The organism is Rhizobacter sp. J219 (assembly GCF_024700055.1).
Classification (GTDB): Bacteria; Pseudomonadota; Gammaproteobacteria; order Burkholderiales; family Burkholderiaceae_C; genus Rhizobacter.
This window is the reverse complement of record NZ_JAJOND010000001.1, coordinates 3,269,211-3,287,174: the sequence shown is the minus strand read 5'-3', so window position 1 is coordinate 3,287,174 and position 17,964 is coordinate 3,269,211. Positions and strand designations below refer to the sequence as shown.

Annotated in this window: 11 protein-coding genes and 3 pseudogenes; 13 read left to right on the top strand and 1 reads right to left on the bottom strand. The window is 63.1% G+C overall.

The genetic code is table 11. The annotated features are described in order from the left end of the window. Positions 1-122 precede the first annotated feature (122 nt). The 4 genes from rplJ (at position 123) to rpoC (ending at position 9,737) form a co-directional block, all read left to right on the top strand. Complete coding sequence (rplJ, locus tag LRS03_RS15350; protein WP_257826462.1) at positions 123-626, top strand: 50S ribosomal protein L10; 504 nt, start codon at positions 123-125, stop codon at positions 624-626. 43 nt (positions 627-669) lie between these two features. Next, positions 670-1,053, top strand: coding sequence for a 50S ribosomal protein L7/L12 (rplL, locus tag LRS03_RS15345; protein ID WP_257826461.1), 384 nt, complete (start codon positions 670-672; stop codon positions 1,051-1,053). A 312-nt stretch (positions 1,054-1,365) separates the two neighbouring features. Further along, a complete protein-coding gene (rpoB, locus tag LRS03_RS15340; protein ID WP_257826460.1) occupies positions 1,366-5,490 on the top strand; it encodes a DNA-directed RNA polymerase subunit beta in 4,125 nt (1,374 codons plus the stop codon). Between the two features lie 17 nt (positions 5,491-5,507). Continuing rightward, the gene (rpoC, locus tag LRS03_RS15335) at positions 5,508-9,737 is read left to right on the top strand and encodes a DNA-directed RNA polymerase subunit beta' (RefSeq protein ID WP_257826459.1); all 4,230 of its coding nucleotides are present in this window, start codon (positions 5,508-5,510) and stop codon (positions 9,735-9,737) included. A 56-nt stretch (positions 9,738-9,793) separates the two neighbouring features. On the opposite strand, the gene LRS03_RS15330 is transcribed toward rpoC, so the two are convergent. Further along, the gene (locus tag LRS03_RS15330; RefSeq protein WP_257826458.1) at positions 9,794-10,204 is read right to left on the bottom strand and encodes a putative toxin-antitoxin system toxin component, PIN family; all 411 of its coding nucleotides are present in this window, start codon (positions 10,202-10,204) and stop codon (positions 9,794-9,796) included. A 240-nt stretch (positions 10,205-10,444) separates the two neighbouring features. Here LRS03_RS15330 and rpsL point away from each other — a divergent pair, with 240 nt between their 5' ends. The 9 genes and pseudogenes from rpsL to rplB all read left to right on the top strand — a co-directional run bounded on the left by rpsL (position 10,445) and on the right by rplB (position 17,957). After that, on the top strand, positions 10,445-10,822 hold the full coding sequence (gene rpsL, locus LRS03_RS15325; protein WP_201810296.1) for a 30S ribosomal protein S12: 378 nt from the start codon (positions 10,445-10,447) through the stop codon (positions 10,820-10,822). A 141-nt stretch (positions 10,823-10,963) separates the two neighbouring features. After that, on the top strand, positions 10,964-11,434 hold the full coding sequence (rpsG, locus tag LRS03_RS15320; RefSeq protein ID WP_257826456.1) for a 30S ribosomal protein S7: 471 nt from the start codon (positions 10,964-10,966) through the stop codon (positions 11,432-11,434). A gap of 69 nt (positions 11,435-11,503) precedes the next feature. Continuing rightward, positions 11,504-13,611 (top strand): annotated as a pseudogene (gene fusA / locus LRS03_RS15315) (elongation factor G). 120 nt (positions 13,612-13,731) lie between these two features. Continuing rightward, a pseudogene (tuf, locus tag LRS03_RS15310) lies at positions 13,732-14,923 on the top strand (elongation factor Tu). A gap of 99 nt (positions 14,924-15,022) precedes the next feature. Further along, positions 15,023-15,334, top strand: coding sequence for a 30S ribosomal protein S10 (rpsJ, locus tag LRS03_RS15305; protein WP_019561663.1), 312 nt, complete (start codon positions 15,023-15,025; stop codon positions 15,332-15,334). Between the two features lie 184 nt (positions 15,335-15,518). Continuing rightward, positions 15,519-16,190 (top strand): 50S ribosomal protein L3, encoded by a 672-nt coding sequence (rplC, locus tag LRS03_RS15300; protein ID WP_257826453.1) that lies wholly within the window; start codon positions 15,519-15,521, stop codon positions 16,188-16,190. A gap of 15 nt (positions 16,191-16,205) precedes the next feature. Continuing rightward, positions 16,206-16,811 (top strand): 50S ribosomal protein L4, encoded by a 606-nt coding sequence (rplD, locus tag LRS03_RS15295; RefSeq protein WP_257829573.1) that lies wholly within the window; start codon positions 16,206-16,208, stop codon positions 16,809-16,811. Continuing rightward, positions 16,808-17,133: pseudogene (gene rplW, locus LRS03_RS15290) on the top strand (50S ribosomal protein L23). The gene rplD and the pseudogene rplW overlap by 4 nt, the downstream one beginning before the upstream one ends. After that, the gene (gene rplB / locus LRS03_RS15285; protein ID WP_257826451.1) at positions 17,133-17,957 is read left to right on the top strand and encodes a 50S ribosomal protein L2; all 825 of its coding nucleotides are present in this window, start codon (positions 17,133-17,135) and stop codon (positions 17,955-17,957) included. Before rplW ends, rplB begins: the two are co-directional and overlap by 1 nt. Positions 17,958-17,964: the final 7 nt, after the last annotated feature.

Here is a 17,964-nt window from a genome sequence, read left to right as displayed (position 1 = left end):
CCCGCGCAGATGGCGGTCCCCGCTGGAAAGGAAATCTTGATTTCCTGGATAGAGAGGTCGCTGCATTGTGGTGTGTTTGGAGGCGGCAACGCCAAAGAACACGTTTGTGTGAGGAGCAGACCTTGAGTCTCAATCGCAACGAGAAAGCCACCGTGGTGGCGGATGTGGCGGCCCAGGCGGCCAAGTCGCAGACGCTGGCGCTGGCCGAGTACCGTGGCCTCACCGTCGCTCACCTCGACGTGCTGCGCAAGCAGGCGCGCGAAAAGGGCGTGTACCTTCACGTGCTGAAGAACACCCTGGCTCGCCGTGCCGTCGCTGGCACCCCGTTCGAAGTGGCGTCGGACGCCATGGTCGGCCCGCTGATCTACGGTTTTTCCGAAGATGCCGTCGCCGCGGCCAAAGTCATCGCCGACTTTGCCAAGGGCAACGACAAGCTGGTCCTGAAGGCCGGCGCCTACGCTGGCAAGGCACTCGACGCCGAAGGCCTGAAGGCCCTGGCTTCGGTTCCGAGCAAGGAAGTGCTGCTGTCGCAGCTGGCTGGCTTGCTCAAGTCGCCGGTCCAGCGCACCGCTGCAGTCCTGGCCGCCCTGGCCAAGAAGCGCGAAGAAGCCGCCCCGGCTGCCTGATTGGCACGCATCCCTCTATTCATTTGATATCTAGGAAATCATCATGGCATTCGACAAAGACGCATTCCTGACCGCCCTCGACAGCATGTCGGTCATGGAACTCAACGACCTGGTCAAGGCAATCGAAGAGAAGTTCGGCGTGTCCGCCGCTTCGATGGCCGTCGGTGGTGGCGGCGGTGGTGGCGGTGGTGCTGCCGCTCCGGCTGCTGAAGAGAAGACCGAATTCAACGTGATGCTGCTCGAAGCCGGCGCCAACAAGGTGTCGGTCATCAAGGCCGTTCGCGAAATCACCGGCCTGGGCCTCAAGGAAGCCAAGGACCTGGTGGACGGCGCTCCGAAGCCCGTCAAGGAAGCCATCGCCAAGGCCGACGCCGAGGCTGCCGTCAAGAAGCTGGTGGAAGCCGGCGCCAAGGCCGAACTCAAGTAATCGAGTCTCGTGCCAGGGGCTGGGAGCCGTTTTCGGCCCCCAGCCTTTTGTGCTTCAAGGGTTCCATCCGCTGGATGACCCCTTGGAGAGCACCTGTAAGGCCCCCGGTTGACAATCGAGGGCTTTCCAAGTGTTCTCTGAACCGACTGCAGAGAACCGGTTTGGTCGGGCCCCGGTGCAATGCCGGGGTTGTCCGCCAGCGGCTGGTAGTGGCCAGCCACCAAGCGTCGAACGCAATGTTCGAGTTGACAGTCGCCGACGGTGATCTGCCTAGGCCAGGCAGGTTTCCTGAGATGGAGTGAGAAATCACCTATGGCGCAACAAGCAACCCCGTACAGCTACACCGAGCGCAAGCGTATCCGCAAGAGCTTCGGCAAGCGAGAGAGTGTCCTCAACGTTCCCTATCTGCTCACGATGCAGAAGGAGTCTTACGTTGCCTTCCTGCAGAAGGACGTCCCACCGCAGAAACGCAAACCAGAAGGTCTGCAAGCGGCTTTCCTCTCCGCCTTCCCGATCGTGTCGCACAACGGGTTTGTGGAGATGAAGTTCATCGAATACAACATGGCCAAGCCCGCGTTCGACACGCGTGAATGCCAGCAGCGCGGCCTGACGTATGCCGCGGCCGTGCGCGCCAAGTTGCAGATGATCATCTATGACCGTGAAGCCGCGCAGGCCAAGACGGTCAAGGAAATCAAGGAACAAGAGGTCTACATGGGCGAAGTGCCGCTCATGACGGACTACGGCTCGTTCATCGTCAACGGCACCGAGCGAGTGATCGTGTCTCAGCTGCACCGTTCGCCGGGCGTGTTCTTCGAGCACGACAAGGGCAAGACGCATTCGTCGGGCAAGTTGCTGTTCTCCGCCCGCATCATCCCGTACCGCGGCTCCTGGCTCGACTTCGAATTCGACCCGAAGGACATCCTGTACTTCCGCGTCGACCGTCGCCGCAAGATGCCGGTCACGATCCTGCTGAAGGCCATCGGCCTGAACCCGGAATCGATCCTCGCCAACTTCTTCGTCTTCGACAACTTCCGGCTGATGGACTCGGGCGCGCAGCTCGAATTCGTGGCCGATCGCTTGCGCGGCGAAATCGCCCGCTTCGACATCACCGACAAGAATGGCAATGTCGTGGTCGAGAAGGACAAGCGCATCACCGCGCGCCACACTCGAACCCTCGAGCAGACTGAGACGCAGTTCATCAGCGTGCCTGAGGACTACCTCGTCGGCCGCGTGCTGGCCCGCAACATGGTCGACGCCGACACCGGCGAGATCATCGCCAAGGCGAACGACGAGCTGACCGAAGCGCTGCTGAAGAAGCTGCGTGCCGCGGGCGTGAAAGAGCTGCAAGCTCTGTACACGAACGAGCTGGACGAAGGCGCCTACATCAGCCAGACCCTGGCCGCGGACGAAACCGCCGACCAGCTGGCCGCACGCGTCGCCATCTACCGCATGATGCGCCCCGGCGAGCCGCCGACGGAAGACGCTGTTGAAGCCCTCTTCAACCGCCTCTTCTACAACGCCGACACGTACGACCTGTCGCGCGTGGGCCGCATGAAGTTCAATGCCCGCGTGATGCGTGATTCGGCCGAAGGCCCGATGACGCTCAGCAACGACGACATCCTCGACGTGGTGAAGATCCTGGTCGAGCTCCGCAACGGCCGTGGTCAAGTGGACGACATCGACCACCTGGGCAACCGCCGTGTGCGTTGCGTCGGCGAGCTGGCCGAGAACCAGTACCGCTCGGGTCTCGCGCGTATCGAAAAGGCTGTGAAGGAGCGTCTGGGCCAGGCCGAAACCGAAGCCCTGATGCCGCACGACCTGATCAACTCCAAGCCGATCTCCGCGGCGCTGAAGGAGTTCTTCGGCGCGTCGCAGCTGTCGCAGTTCATGGACCAGACCAACCCGCTCTCCGAGATCACGCACAAGCGCCGTGTCTCGGCCCTGGGCCCGGGCGGTCTGACCCGCGAGCGTGCCGGCTTCGAAGTACGTGACGTGCACGTCACGCACTATGGCCGCGTCTGCCCGATCGAAACGCCGGAAGGCCCGAACATCGGCCTGATCAACTCGCTGGCTCTCTACGCGCAGCTCAACGAATACGGCTTCCTCGAGACGCCGTACCGACGCGTGGCCGATGGCAAGGTGACCGACCAGATCGACTACCTGTCGGCCATCGAAGAAGGCAAGTACGTGATCGCGCAGGCGAACGCGACGCTCGACAAGGAAGGCAAGCTGATCGACGAGCTGGTTTCGGCCCGCGACAACGGCGAATCCATCCTGACCTCGCCGGAGCGCATCCAGTACATGGACGTGGCGCCGACGCAGATCGTGTCGGTCGCCGCTTCGCTCGTGCCCTTCCTCGAGCACGACGACGCGAACCGCGCGCTGATGGGCGCCAACATGCAGCGCCAGGCCGTGCCGGTGCTGCGCCCCGAGAAGGCCTTCGTCGGTACCGGTGTCGAACGCGTGGCCGCGAAGGACTCGGGCACCGTCGTCGCCGCCCGCCGCGGTGGCGTGGTGGACTACGTCGACACCAACCGCATCGTGATCCGTGTCAACGACACGGAAACGGTGGCCGGTGAAGTTGGCGTCGACATCTACAACCTGATCAAGTACCAGCGTTCCAACCAGAACACCAACATCCACCAGCGCCCGATCGTGAAGCGCGGTGATGTGGTGTCTGCCGAAGACATCATCGCCGACGGTGCCTCCACCGACATCGGCGAGCTTGCGCTCGGCCAGAACATGCTGGTCGCGTTCATGCCCTGGAACGGCTACAACTTCGAGGACTCGATCCTGATCAGCGAACGTGTCGTCGCCGACGACCGCTACACCTCGATTCACATCGAGGAACTGGTGGTCATGGCGCGTGACACCAAGCTGGGTGCCGAAGAAATTACCCGCGACATCCCGAACCTGTCGGAGCAGCAACTTGCTCGTCTCGACGAGTCGGGCATCGTCTACGTGGGTGCCGAGGTGAACCCGGGCGACACGCTGGTCGGCAAGGTCACGCCGAAGGGCGAAACCACGCTGACGCCGGAAGAGAAGCTCTTGCGCGCCATCTTCGGCGAGAAGGCTTCGGACGTGAAGGACACCTCGCTGCGTGTTGATCAAGGCACGAGTGGCACCGTCATCGACGTGCAGGTCTTCACCCGTGAAGGCATCCAGCGCGACAAGCGCGCCCAGCAGATCATCGACGACGAGCTGAAGCGCTATCGCCTCGACCTGAACGACCAGCTGCGCATCGTGGAAGCCGACGCCTTCGACCGGATCGAGAAGCTCCTGGTCGGCAAGGTCGCCAACGGTGGCCCGCAGAAGATCGCCAAGGGCACGAGCATCACCAAGGACTACCTCGCGACCGTCGAGAAGTACCACTGGTTCGACATCCGCCCGGCGGACGAAGACCTGGCCAACCAGCTCGAGTCGATCAAGAACTCGCTCGAGCAGACGCGCCACAGCTTCGACCTCGCCTTCGAAGAGAAGCGCAAGAAGCTGACGCAGGGCGACGAGCTGCCGGCAGGCGTGCTGAAGATGGTGAAGGTGTACCTCGCCGTCAAGCGCCGCCTGCAGCCTGGCGACAAGATGGCCGGCCGTCACGGCAACAAGGGTGTGGTCTCGAAGATCACCCCGGTCGAAGACATGCCCTACATGGCCGACGGCACGCCGTGTGACATCGTGCTCAACCCGCTGGGCGTGCCCTCGCGGATGAACGTGGGCCAGGTGCTGGAAGTGCACCTGGGCTGGGCCGGCAAGGGCATCGGCCAGCGCCTGGGCGACATGCTGCAACAGCAAGCCAAGGTCGCTGAACTGCGCAAGTTCCTCGACGGCTTCTACAACAAGTCGGGCGGCAAGACCGAGAAGCTGGACCACCTGTCTGACGGTGAAATCATCGAGATGGCGCAAAACCTGAGCAAGGGCGTGCCGTTCGCAACGCCGGTGTTCGACGGCGCGACCGAAGATGAAATCCGCGGCATGCTGAAGCTTGCCTACCCGGACGACATCGCGAAGGCCAAGGGCCTGACCGAGACCCGCACGCAGGCCACGCTGTACGACGGCCGCACCGGCGAGAGCTTCGAGCGCCCGGTGACCGTCGGCTACATGCACGTGCTGAAGCTGCACCACCTGGTCGACGACAAGATGCACGCCCGCTCCACCGGTCCGTACTCGCTCGTCACCCAGCAGCCGCTGGGCGGCAAGGCGCAGTTCGGCGGCCAGCGCTTCGGCGAGATGGAGGTGTGGGCGCTGGAAGCCTACGGTGCCAGCTACGTGCTGCAGGAGATGCTGACCGTGAAGTCCGACGACGTGAATGGCCGTACCAAGGTGTACGAGAGCATCGTCAAGGGCGAGCACGCGATCGAGGCCGGCATGCCGGAATCGTTCAACGTGCTGGTCAAGGAGATCCGTTCGCTCGGGATCGACATGGAACTCGAGCGTAACTAAAGGAATAGGAGAGATATATGAAGGGTTTGCTGGATCTCTTCCGTCAATTCACCCCGGATGAGCATTTCGATGCCATCAAGATCGGCCTGGCCTCGCCCGAGAAGATTCGGTCGTGGTCGTTCGGCGAGGTGAAGAAGCCCGAGACGATCAACTACCGGACTTTCAAGCCGGAACGTGACGGTCTCTTCTGCGCCAAGATCTTCGGGCCGATCAAGGACTACGAGTGCCTGTGCGGCAAGTACAAGCGCCTGAAGCACCGCGGCGTGATCTGCGAGAAGTGCGGCGTCGAAGTCACCCAGACGAAGGTCCGCCGTGACCGCATGGGCCACATCGACCTGGCCGCACCGTGCGCGCACATCTGGTTCCTGAAGTCGCTGCCGTCGCGCCTGGGCCTCGTGCTCGACATGACGCTGCGCGACATCGAGCGCGTGCTGTACTTCGAAGCCTACGTGGTCGTCGACCCCGGCATGACCCCGCTGAAGAAGTTCAGCATCATGTCGGAAGACGATTACGACGCGAAGCGCACCGAGTTCGGCGACGAGTTCGTGGCCCTGATGGGCGCGGAAGGCGTGCAACGCCTGCTCGCCGAGATGGACCTCGACGTCGAGATCGAGAAGCTGCGTGGCGACATGACCGGCTCCGAATCCAAGGTCAAGAAGAACTCCAAGCGCCTCAAGGTGATGGAAGCCTTCAAGAAGTCGGGCATCAAGCCGCAGTGGATGGTGATGAACGTCCTGCCCGTGCTACCGCCGGACCTGCGTCCGCTGGTGCCGCTGGACGGCGGCCGTTTCGCCACCTCCGACCTGAACGACCTCTATCGCCGCGTCATCAACCGCAACAACCGCCTCGCGCGTCTGTTGGAGTTGAAGGCCCCGGAGATCATCGTCCGCAACGAAAAGCGGATGCTGCAAGAGGCGGTCGACTCGCTGCTCGACAACGGCCGTCGAGGCAAGGCGATGACCGGCGCGAACAAGCGCGCCCTCAAGTCGCTGGCCGACATGATCAAGGGCAAGTCGGGTCGTTTCCGCCAGAACCTCTTGGGCAAGCGCGTCGACTACTCGGGCCGTTCGGTCATCGTGGTCGGCCCGACGCTCAAGCTGCATCAGTGCGGCCTGCCCAAGCTGATGGCGCTTGAACTCTTCAAGCCCTTCATCTTCTCGCGCCTGGAAGCCATGGGCATCGCCACCACCATCAAGGCGGCGAAGAAGGAAGTCGAGAGCGGCACGCCGGTGGTCTGGGACATCCTTGAAGAAGTCATCAAGGAACACCCGGTCATGCTGAACCGTGCGCCGACGCTGCACCGCCTGGGCATCCAGGCGTTCGAGCCGGTGCTGATCGAAGGCAAGGCGATCCAGCTGCACCCGCTCGTCTGCGCGGCGTTCAACGCCGACTTCGACGGTGACCAGATGGCCGTCCACGTGCCGCTGTCGATCGAAGCGCAGATGGAAGCCCGCACGCTGATGCTGGCCTCCAACAACGTGCTGTTCCCGGCCAACGGCGAACCGTCGATCGTGCCGTCGCAGGACGTGGTGCTGGGTCTGTACTACGCCACCCGCGAGCGCATCAACGGCAAGGGCGAAGGCATCATCTTCTCGGACGTGATCGAAGTGCAGCGTGCACTCGACAACGGCCAGGTCGAGATCACCGCCAAGATCAGCGTGCGCCTGACCGAGTGGGTGAAGGACAAAGCCACGGGCGAATTCAAGCCGGAGACCAAGCTTGTCGACACCACCGTCGGCCGTGCATTGTTGAGCGAGATCCTGCCCAAGGGCCTGCCGTTCTCGAACATCAATAAGGCGCTGAAGAAGAAGGAAATCTCGCGCCTGATCAACACCTCGTTCCGCAAGTGCGGTCTGAAGGAAACGGTCGTGTTCGCAGACAAGCTGCTGCAGTCGGGCTTCCGCCTGGCCACGCGCGCCGGCATCTCGATCGCGATCGACGACATGCTGGTGCCGAAGGAAAAGCACACGCTGATCGAGCGCGCCGAGAAGGAAGTCAAGGAAATCGAGCAGCAGTACGTCTCGGGTCTCGTGACGGCTGGCGAGCGCTACAACAAGGTGGTCGACATCTGGGGCAAGACCGGCGACGAAGTCGGCAAGGTCATGATGTCGCAGCTGTCGAAGCAGAAGACCACCGACCGCCACGGCAAGCAGGTCGATCAGGAGTCGTTCAACTCCATCTACATGATGGCCGACTCGGGTGCTCGGGGCTCTGCCGCGCAGATCCGCCAGCTGGCCGGTATGCGCGGCCTGATGGCCAAGCCTGACGGCTCGATCATCGAGACGCCCATCACGGCGAACTTCCGTGAAGGCCTGAACGTGTTGCAGTACTTCATCTCAACCCACGGTGCCCGTAAGGGTCTCGCGGACACGGCGCTGAAGACCGCGAACTCAGGCTATCTCACGCGCCGTCTGGTCGACGTGACGCAAGACCTGGTGGTCACCGAAGACGACTGCGGCACGCAGAACGGCATGAACATGCGCGCGCTGGTCGAAGGCGGTGAAGTCATCGAATCGCTGCGCGACCGCGTGCTCGGGCGCGTGACCGCGATCGAAGTGCAGCACCCGGAAACCGGCGCCGTGCTGGTCGAGCCGGGCCGCATGCTGGACGAAGACACGCTGGACGAGCTGGAAGCGGCGGGCGTGGACGAGATCAAGGTCCGCACCGCGCTGACCTGCGACACGCGCTTTGGCCTGTGCGCCAAGTGCTACGGCCGCGACCTCGGTCGTGGTGGCGTGGTCAACCGTGGCGAGGCCGTCGGTGTGATCGCTGCCCAGTCGATCGGTGAACCCGGCACGCAGCTGACGATGCGCACGTTCCACATCGGTGGTGCGGCATCGCGTGCAGCCGTGGCCTCGAGCGTGGACGCGAAGTCCGACGGCAACGTCGGCTTCAACGCCACGATGCGCTACGTGACCAACGGCAAGGGCGACCTGGTGGTGATTTCGCGTTCCGGCGAAATCATCATCTCCGACCAGCATGGCCGCGAGCGTGAGCGCCACAAGGTGCCGTACGGTGCGGTGCTCAACATCAAGCCCGACCAGGCCATCAAGGCCGGCACGGTGCTCGCCAACTGGGACCCGCTGACCCGACCCATCATCACGGAATTCGCCGGCAAGGCGAAGTTCGAGAACGTGGAAGAGGGCGTGACGGTCGCCAAGCAGGTCGACGAAATCACGGGCCTGTCGACCCTGGTCGTGATCGACCCGAAGCGCCGTGGCTCGACCAAGGTCGTGCGTCCGCAGGTCAAGCTGCTCGACGTGTCCGGCAGCGAAGTGAAGATCCCCGGCACCGACCACTCGGTGACGATTGGCTTCCAGGTTGGCGCGCTGATCCAGATCCGCGACGGTCAAGACTTGGCGCCGGGTGAAGTGCTCGCTCGTATCCCGGTCGAAGGCCAGAAGACCCGCGACATCACCGGCGGTCTGCCGCGTGTGGCCGAGCTCTTCGAAGCCCGTACCCCGAAGGACAAGGGCACGCTGGCCGAGATCACCGGCACCGTGTCGTTCGGCAAGGAGACCAAGGGCAAGGTTCGCCTGCAGATCACCGACCCGGAAGGCAAGGTGTTCGAGGAACTCGTGCCGAAGGAAAAGAACATCCTCGTGCACGAAGGCCAGGTGGTGAACAAGGGCGAGTCGATCGTCGACGGCCCGGCCGATCCGCAGGACATCCTGCGCCTGCTGGGCATCGAAGAACTGGCGCGCTACATCGTCGACGAAGTGCAGGACGTCTATCGCCTGCAGGGCGTGAAGATCAACGACAAGCACATCGAGGTGATCGTTCGCCAGATGCTGCGTCGCGTGCAGATCGTCAACCCGGGCGACAGCCACTACATCGCCAACGAGCAGGTCGAGCGTTCGGAGTTGCTGGACACCAACGACCGCCTGCGCGCCGAAGGCAAGCAGATCGCCACGCACGCCGACGTGCTGCTGGGCATCACCAAGGCCTCGCTGTCGACCGACTCGTTCATCTCGGCCGCGTCCTTCCAGGAAACGACCCGTGTGCTCACCGAGGCTGCCATCATGGGCAAGCGCGACGAGCTGCGTGGCCTGAAGGAAAACGTCATCGTGGGTCGCCTGATCCCGGCTGGCACCGGCATGGCCTTCCATGAGGCCCGCAAGGTGAAGGAAGAGCTCGACGACGCGGAGCGCCGTGCGATTGCGTTGGAAGAAGCGGCGGAAGAGATGTCGGCGGTGGACGAGGCGGCTGCGGCCGCTCCGGCTGCCGGCGGTGAAGCTTCCGAGTAAGTGGCTCTCCTCGCGATCTGAAAGGGCGGCTTCGGCCGCCCTTTTTCATGCCCGTGTCATTCGGGAACCCAGCGCCCGGGTGGGATCACCTGGAGGCCAAGACGCCCGGCGCGGCGGGCGAGCTTGAGCACGGCCCGGTCCCGGCTGATCAGCCAGCGGGCTTCGGCCACGGCGAGGTCGATGAACTTCTGGTCGTCGATGTCGGTGCACCGCAGGCGGGTTGCTTCGCCTTGAGGCTCAGGTGCGCAGATCGTTTCAGAGAGCAGGCGCCAACTTTCCTCAATCCTTTGCAGGTCAGGCGAGTAGCTGGCAGCCACGCCCCGCCCCAACACATGCAGGAGTTCATTGCGCATCGCCGCAGTCACGAGCCAACGCAGCTCACGCCGCTCGATTGCCTCGAACAGCCTCTGGCCGTCCGCGTTGCGGAACACCAGCCAGTCCAGCACCACGTTGGTGTCCAGCACCACCGCTGGCTTTGAGAGAGTGGGGTCCAAGTCCTTGCTTGCGAGTGAGGGTTGGCACGAATATAATCGCGGGCTTTTCAGCAGGTTTTGCTGCGCTCTTTGTCGGGCGGCTCACCGCGTCACGCATGCGGCTTCGGGCTCGTCTCCCAGTGGAGCGCTCGACGATTTCTACTGGGAAAAGAGTCATGGCGCCACTTCTCAATCAGTGGTGCCCGTGTAGCTTCAAACGGGAACAAGTTACCAATGCCAACCATCAACCAACTCGTGCGCAAGGGTCGTGAGACCGAAGCCACGAAGTCCAAGTCGCCTGCAATGCAGGGCGGCCCCCAGCGCCGCGGCGTTTGCACGCGTGTGTACACCACGACGCCGAAGAAGCCGAACTCGGCCCTTCGTAAAGTCGCCAAGGTGCGCCTGACCAACGGGTTCGAGGTCATCTCGTACATCGGCGGTGAGGGCCACAACCTGCAAGAGCACAGCGTCGTGCTCGTGCGGGGCGGCCGCGTGAAGGACCTGCCCGGCGTGCGTTACCACATCGTGCGCGGCTCGCTCGACCTGCAAGGCGTGAAAGACCGCAAGCAGGCTCGTTCGAAGTACGGCGCGAAGCGCCCGAAGAAGGCTTAACGCCTTCGGCAAATAGGAAAAACGGCCTGAAGGCCGTTCAAGGTTTCGGTCAATTTCGGCCGAGTAAGTGGGTGCCCCAGAAGTTGGTGGTGCCCGAGGCAAGGGCAGCGCCCCGAGCCAACTGAAGCAAAAGGAAGAGAAATGCCTCGTCGTCGCGAAGTCCCCAAGCGGGAGATCCTCCCCGATCCGAAGTTCAACTCGGTCGACCTGTCGAAGTTCATGAACGTGATCATGGAGTCGGGCAAGAAGGCCGTGGCCGAACGCATCATTTACGGTGCGCTGGAGCAAGTCGAGAAGAAGTCGGGCAAGGACCCGCTCGAAATCTTCACGGTCGCCTTGAACAACATCAAGCCGATGGTCGAAGTGAAGTCACGCCGCGTCGGCGGTGCGAACTACCAAGTTCCCGTGGAAGTTCGCCCCGTGCGCCGCGTGGCCCTGGCCATGCGCTGGTTGAAGGAGTCGGCCCGCAAGCGCGGTGAGAAGTCGATGGCCCAGCGGCTGGCCAACGAGTTGCTGGAGGCCGTCGAAGGCCGCGGTGGCGCGATGAAGAAGCGCGACGAAGTGCACCGCATGGCAGAGGCTAACAAGGCCTTCTCTCACTTCCGCTTCTAAATTTCGGTCCCTTGCGCGCCTCGGTCTTCGTGACCGCCTGGCGCGCTTTTCAGTTTCTGGAGTGCCACCATGGCCCGCAAGACCCCCATCGAGCGCTATCGCAACATCGGCATCTCGGCGCACATCGACGCCGGCAAGACGACGACCACCGAGCGCATCCTGTACTACACCGGTGTGAACCACAAGATCGGCGAGGTGCACGACGGCGCCGCCACGATGGACTGGATGGAACAGGAGCAAGAGCGCGGCATCACCATCACGTCCGCCGCGACGACCTGCTTCTGGAAGGGCATGGAGACTTCAACCACCCCGAGCACCGCATCAACATCATCGACACCCCAGGGCACGTCGACTTCACCATCGAGGTGGAGCGTTCCATGCGCGTGCTGGACGGCGCCTGCATGGTGTATTGCGCCGTGGGTGGTGTGCAGCCCCAGTCGGAAACCGTCTGGCGCCAAGCCAACAAGTACAAGGTGCCCCGCCTCGCGTTCGTCAACAAGATGGACCGCACCGGTGCGAACTTCTACAAGGTCTATGACCAGATGAAGGCTCGCCTGAAGGCGAATCCCGTGCCCATCGTGATTCCCATCGGCGCCGAAGACAACTTCACCGGTGTGGTGGACCTCATCAAGATGAAGGCCATCATCTGGGACGAGGCGTCCCAGGGCATGAAGTTCGAGTACCAGGACATCCCGGCCAACCTCCAGGCCGATGCGCAGAAGTGGCGCGAGAACATGCTCGAAGCCGCTGCCGAGTCCAGCGAAGACCTGATGAACAAGTACCTCGAGTCGGGTGACCTGACCGAGGCCGAAATCAAGCAGGGCATCCGGACTCGCACGATCGCGACCGAGATCCAGCCGATGCTGTGCGGCACCGCCTTCAAGAACAAGGGCGTGCAGCGCATGCTCGACGCGGTGATCGACTTTATGCCGTCGCCGGTCGACATCCCGCCTGTGCCGGGTACCGACGAAGACGAAAAGGTCGTGACCCGCAAGGCTGACGACAGCGAGAAGTTTGCCGCACTGGCTTTCAAGCTGATGACCGACCCCTACGTCGGCCAGCTGACCTTCGTGCGCGTGTACTCGGGCGTTCTGAAGTCCGGCGACTCGGTCTATAACCCGATCCGCGGCAAGAAAGAGCGCATCGGCCGGATCCTGCAGATGCACGCCAACCAGCGAGAAGAAATCAAGGAAATTCTGGCCGGCGACATCGCGGCGTGCGTGGGTCTGAAGGACGTGACCACCGGCGAGACGCTGTGCGATCCCGAGCACATCATCACGCTCGAGAAGATGATCTTCCCGGAGCCGGTGATCTCGCAGGCTGTCGAGCCTAAGACCAAGGCCGACCAGGAAAAGATGGGTATTGCGCTGGGCCGTCTGGCTGCAGAAGACCCGTCGTTCCGTCTGCGCACCGACGAAGAATCGGGCCAGACCATCATCTCCGGCATGGGCGAGTTGCACCTGGAAATCATCGTCGACCGCATGAAGCGTGAGTTCGGCGTGGAAGCCAACGTGGGCAAGCCGCAGGTGGCCTACCGCGAAACGATCCGCAAGACCGCGACCGACGTCGAAGGCAAGTTCGTGCGCCAGTCGGGCGGCAAGGGCCAGTACGGCCACGTCGTGCTGACCGTTGAGCCGCAGGAGCCGGGCAAGGGCTTCGAGTTCGTCGACGCCATCAAGGGCGGTGTGGTGCCGCGCGAATTCATTCCCGCGGTCAAGAAGGGCATCGAAGACACGCTGCCGAACGGCGTGCTGGCCGGCTTCCCGGTGGTCGACGTGAAGGTCACGCTGACCTTCGGTTCGTACCACGAAGTGGACTCGAACGAAAACGCGTTCAAGATGGCCGCTTCGATGGGCTTCAAGGACGGCATGCGCAAGGCGAGCCCGGTGATCCTCGAGCCGATGATGGCCGTGGAAGTGGAAACCCCGGAAGACTACGCCGGCAACGTGATGGGCGACCTGTCGTCACGTCGCGGCATGGTGCAGGGCATGGACGACATGCCTGGCGGTGGCAAGGTCATCAAGGCCGAAGTGCCGCTGTCGGAAATGTTCGGTTACTCGACCACGCTGCGCTCGATGTCGCAAGGACGTGCCACCTACACGATGGAGTTCAAGCACTACAGCGAAGCTCCGAAGAACGTGGCCGACGCGATCATCACCGCCCGCGGTAGCAAGTAATTTAGTTAGACGAGCCGGTCTTCGCCGGAGCCCCGCCTGCTGCCAGTGGCAGGCGGATCAGCCCTCCGCCGGAGACCTTAAACACCGCACTGGACTGCTCTTTGATTTGGAGAAACTGAAATGGCAAAAGGCAAATTTGAACGGACCAAGCCGCACGTGAACGTGGGGACGATTGGTCACGTGGACCATGGCAAGACGACGCTGACGGCGGCGATCACGACGGTGCTGTCGAAGAAGTTCGGCGGTGAGGCCAAGGCGTACGACCAGATCGATGCTGCGCCGGAAGAGAAGGCGCGCGGCATCACCATCAACACTGCCCACGTCGAATACGAGACCGCCAACCGCCACTACGCGCACGTTGACTGCCCCGGGCACGCCGACTACGTGAAGAACATGATCACCGGTGCCGCCCAGATGGACGGCGCGATTCTGGTGTGCTCGGCCGCTGACGGCCCCATGCCCCAGACCCGCGAGCACATCCTGCTGGCCCGCCAGGTCGGCGTGAAGTACATCATCGTCTTCCTCAACAAGTGCGACATGGTCGACGACGCCGAGCTGCTCGAGGCTCGTCGAGATGGAAGTGCGTGAGCTGCTCAGCAAGTACGACTTCCCCGGTGACGACACCCCCATCGTCAAGGGTTCGGCCAAGCTCGCCATGGAAGGCGACACCGGCGAACTCGGCGAAGGCGCCATCATGAAGCTGGCCGAAGCGCTGGACACCTACATCCCCACGCCCGAGCGCGCCATCGACGGCGCCTTCCTGATGCCGGTGGAAGACGTGTTCTCCATCTCCGGCCGCGGCACCGTCGTGACCGGCCGTGTCGAGCGCGGTGTCATCAAGGTTGGCGAAGAAATCGAGATCGTCGGCATCAAGGCCACCCAGAAGACCACCTGCACCGGCGTCGAAATGTTCCGCAAGCTGCTCGACCAAGGTCAGGCAGGCGACAACGTCGGCATCCTGCTGCGTGGCACCAAGCGCGAAGAAGTCGAGCGCGGCCAGGTGCTGTGCAAGCCCGGCTCCATCAAGCCGCACACCCACTTCACCGCTGAGATCTATGTTCTGAGCAAGGAAGAGGGTGGTCGCCACACCCCGTTCTTCAACAACTACCGTCCCCAGTTCTACTTCCGCACGACGGACGTGACCGGCGCGGTGGAGCTGCCGAAGGACAAGGAGATGGTGATGCCGGGTGACAACGTGAGCATCACGGTCAAGCTGATCGCCCCGATCGCCATGGAAGAAGGCCTGCGCTTCGCCATCCGCGAAGGCGGCCGCACCGTCGGCTCGGGCGTTGTTGCCAAGATCCTGGAGTAAACCTCTGCGTGACGACCGGGTGGCCGCAAGGTCGCCCGGCCATTACACCCGCGGCCCGCGCCGTCGCAACGGCCGCACTGCTCTTTTCAGGAATTCGTCATGCAAAAGCAAAAGATCCGCATTCGCCTCAAGGCGTTTGACTACAAATTGATCGACCAGTCTGCACTGGAGATCGTCGACACCGCCAAGCGCACGGGCGCGATCGTCAAGGGCCCGGTGCCCCTGCCGACCCGCATGCAGCGTTTCGACATCCTGCGTTCGCCGCACGTCAACAAGACGAGCCGCGACCAGTTCGAGATCCGCACGCACCAGCGCCTGATGGACATCGTCGACCCGACAGACAAGACGGTGGACGCGCTGATGAAGCTCGATCTGCCGGCTGGCGTCGACGTCGAGATCAAGCTGCAGTAACTGGGCCCTGGGCCGTAGCAGTTGCGGGTTCACCCGCAACTGCTACAATCCGCAGCTTTTCCGCTTTCGAGCGGCGGTAAGGTTTGTTTCGGCAGGCCTTCCAACCCAAGTCAGCCCGGCCAATCGATGTCGGGTATCGAAACAAAGGCTTCCGAACCGCAGGGCGAGGGGGCTGGAGAACACTATGAGTCTGAGCAACCGTCTCGGTTTGCTGGGCCGCAAGGTGGGCATGATGCGCATCTTCACGGACGATGGCGATGCCATCCCCGTGACCGTGCTCGACGTGTCCAACAACCGCGTCACCCAGGTCAAGACCGCAGAGACCGACGGCTACAGCGCCATCCAGGTGGCGTTCGGCACCCGCAAAGCATCGCGCGTGTCCAAGCCTGAAGCTGGCCACCTCGCGAAAGCGGGCGTCGAAGCCGGCGAAATCCTCAAGGAATTCCGTGTGGCCGCCGATGTGGCGTCCGGCTTCAAGCCTGGCGCGCAGATTCCGGTGACCACCTTTGCCGTGGGCCAGCTTGTGGACGTGCAGGGCACCTCCATCGGCAAGGGCTTCACTGGCACCATCAAGCGCCACAACTTCGGCTCGCAGCGCGCGTCACACGGCAACAGCCGTTCGCACAACGTGCCGGGTTCGATCTCGATGGCGCAGGACCCGGGGCGTGTGTTCCCAGGCAAGAAGATGTCGGGTCATCTCGGTGACGTGACCAAGACCGTGCAGAACCTCGACGTGGTTCGTGTGGACGAGGCCCGCCAGCTGCTGCTGGTGCGTGGCGCCGTCCCGGGCTCCAAGAACGGCCATGTGGTCGTCAGCCCCGCCGTCAAGGTGAAGGTCAAGAAAGGAGCCAACTGATGCAGCTCGAGACTCCTGAATGAACAAGGCCAGGCGACGTCCAAGTTCGACGCGCCCGACACCGTGTTCGCCCGCGACTACAACGAAGCGCTGGTGCATCAGATCGTGGTGGCCTTCCAGGCCAACGCCCGCCAAGGCACGCGCGCCCAGCTCGACCGTGCTGAGGTGAAGCACACGACCAAGAAGCCCTGGCGCCAGAAGGGCACCGGCCGCGCCCGTGCCGGTATGTCTTCGTCGCCGCTGTGGCGCGGAGGTGGTCGCATCTTCCCGAACAGCCCCAACGAGAACTTCACCCAGAAGGTCAACAAGAAGATGTACCGCGCCGGCATGGCCGCCATCTTCTCGCAGCTGGCCCGTGAAGGCCGCTTGGCGGTGGTGGACTCGATCTCGGTCGACTCGCCCAAGACAAAGCAACTCGCTGCCAAGCTGAAGGCCATGGGTCTGTCCAGCGTGCTGGTGATCGCCGACCAGGTCGACGACAACCTGGTGCTGGCTTCGCGCAACCTGGCCAACGTGCTGGTCGTCGAGCCGCGCTACGCCGATCCGCTGGCCCTCGTGCACTACAAGAAGGTGCTCGTGACCAAGGCCGCGATCGAGCAACTCAAGGAGATGTTCGCATGAGCACCTCAACCCAAAAGCCCAAGCACGACGAAGGCCGCCTGGCCCAGGTTCTTGTCGCTCCGATCGTGAGCGAAAAGGCGACCGCCGCCGCCGAGAAGAACAACCAGGTGTTGTTCAAGGTGCTGCGTGACGCAACCAAGCCCGAGATCAAGGCTGCCGTCGAGCTGCTGTTCAAGGTCGAGGTCGAGTCCGTTCAGACCGTGGTCCAAAAGGGCAAGGTCAAGCGTTTCGGCCGTTCGATCGGTCGCCGTGACCACGTCAAGAAGGCCTACGTGTCGCTGAAGGAAGGCCAAAAGCCAACTTCTCCGGGGAGGCCGCGTAATGGCCGTCATCAAAGTTAAGCCGACCTCGCCTGGCCGTCGTGCCGTGGTGAAGGTGTCGCACCCGCATCTGTACAAGGGTCGTCCTGAAGCGTCGCTGGTGGAGCCGCAGTTCCAGCACTCCGGTCGCAACAACAACGGCCACATCACGATTCGCCACAAGGGCGGTGGTCACAAGCACCACTACCGCGTGGTCGACTTCGTGCGCAACAAGGATGGCATTCCGGCAAAGGTCGAGCGCATCGAGTACGACCCGAACCGCACGGCGCACATCGCGCTGGTGTGCTACGCCGACGGCGAGCGCCGCTACATCATCGCCCCGCGCGGTTTGGAAGTCGGTGCCACCGTGCTGAGCGGCGCTGAGGCGCCGATCAAGGCCGGCAACACGCTGCCTATCCGCAACATCCCTGTGGGTTCGGTGATCCACTGCATCGAGCTGCTGCCGGGCAAGGGCGCCCAGATCGCGCGCTCGGCGGGTACGTCGACGACGCTGCTGGCCCGCGAAGGTACCTACGCCCAGGTTCGCCTGCGCTCGGGTGAAGTGCGCCGCATCCACATCGATTGCCGCGCCACCATCGGTGAAGTGTCGAACGAAGAGCACAGCCTGCGCCAGTACGGTAAGGCCGGTGCGATCCGCTGGAAGGGCATCCGCCCGACCGTCCGCGGCGTCGCCATGAACCCGGTGGACCACCCGCACGGCGGTGGCGAAGGCCGTACCGGCGAGGGCCAGGTGCCGGTGTCGCCTTGGAACACGATGACCAAGGGCTACCGCACTCGCAACAACAAACGCACGCAGACGTTCATCGTCTCGCGTCGCAAGAAGTAAGGGGAAC

Bases quoted from the DNA above. Each gene is read 5' to 3' on its own strand.
- rplL (WP_257826461.1), top strand. From the start codon at position 670: ATGGCATTCGACAAAGACGCATTCCTGACCGCCCTCGACAGCATGTCG.
- rpoB (WP_257826460.1), top strand. From the start codon at position 1,366: ATGGCGCAACAAGCAACCCCGTACAGCTACACCGAGCGCAAGCGTATC.
- rpoC (WP_257826459.1), top strand. From the start codon at position 5,508: ATGAAGGGTTTGCTGGATCTCTTCCGTCAATTCACCCCGGATGAGCAT.
- rpsL (WP_201810296.1), top strand. From the start codon at position 10,445: ATGCCAACCATCAACCAACTCGTGCGCAAGGGTCGTGAGACCGAAGCC.
- rpsG (WP_257826456.1), top strand. From the start codon at position 10,964: ATGCCTCGTCGTCGCGAAGTCCCCAAGCGGGAGATCCTCCCCGATCCG.
- rpsJ (WP_019561663.1), top strand. From the start codon at position 15,023: ATGCAAAAGCAAAAGATCCGCATTCGCCTCAAGGCGTTTGACTACAAA.
- rplC (WP_257826453.1), top strand. From the start codon at position 15,519: ATGAGTCTGAGCAACCGTCTCGGTTTGCTGGGCCGCAAGGTGGGCATG.
- rplB (WP_257826451.1), top strand. From the start codon at position 17,133: ATGGCCGTCATCAAAGTTAAGCCGACCTCGCCTGGCCGTCGTGCCGTG.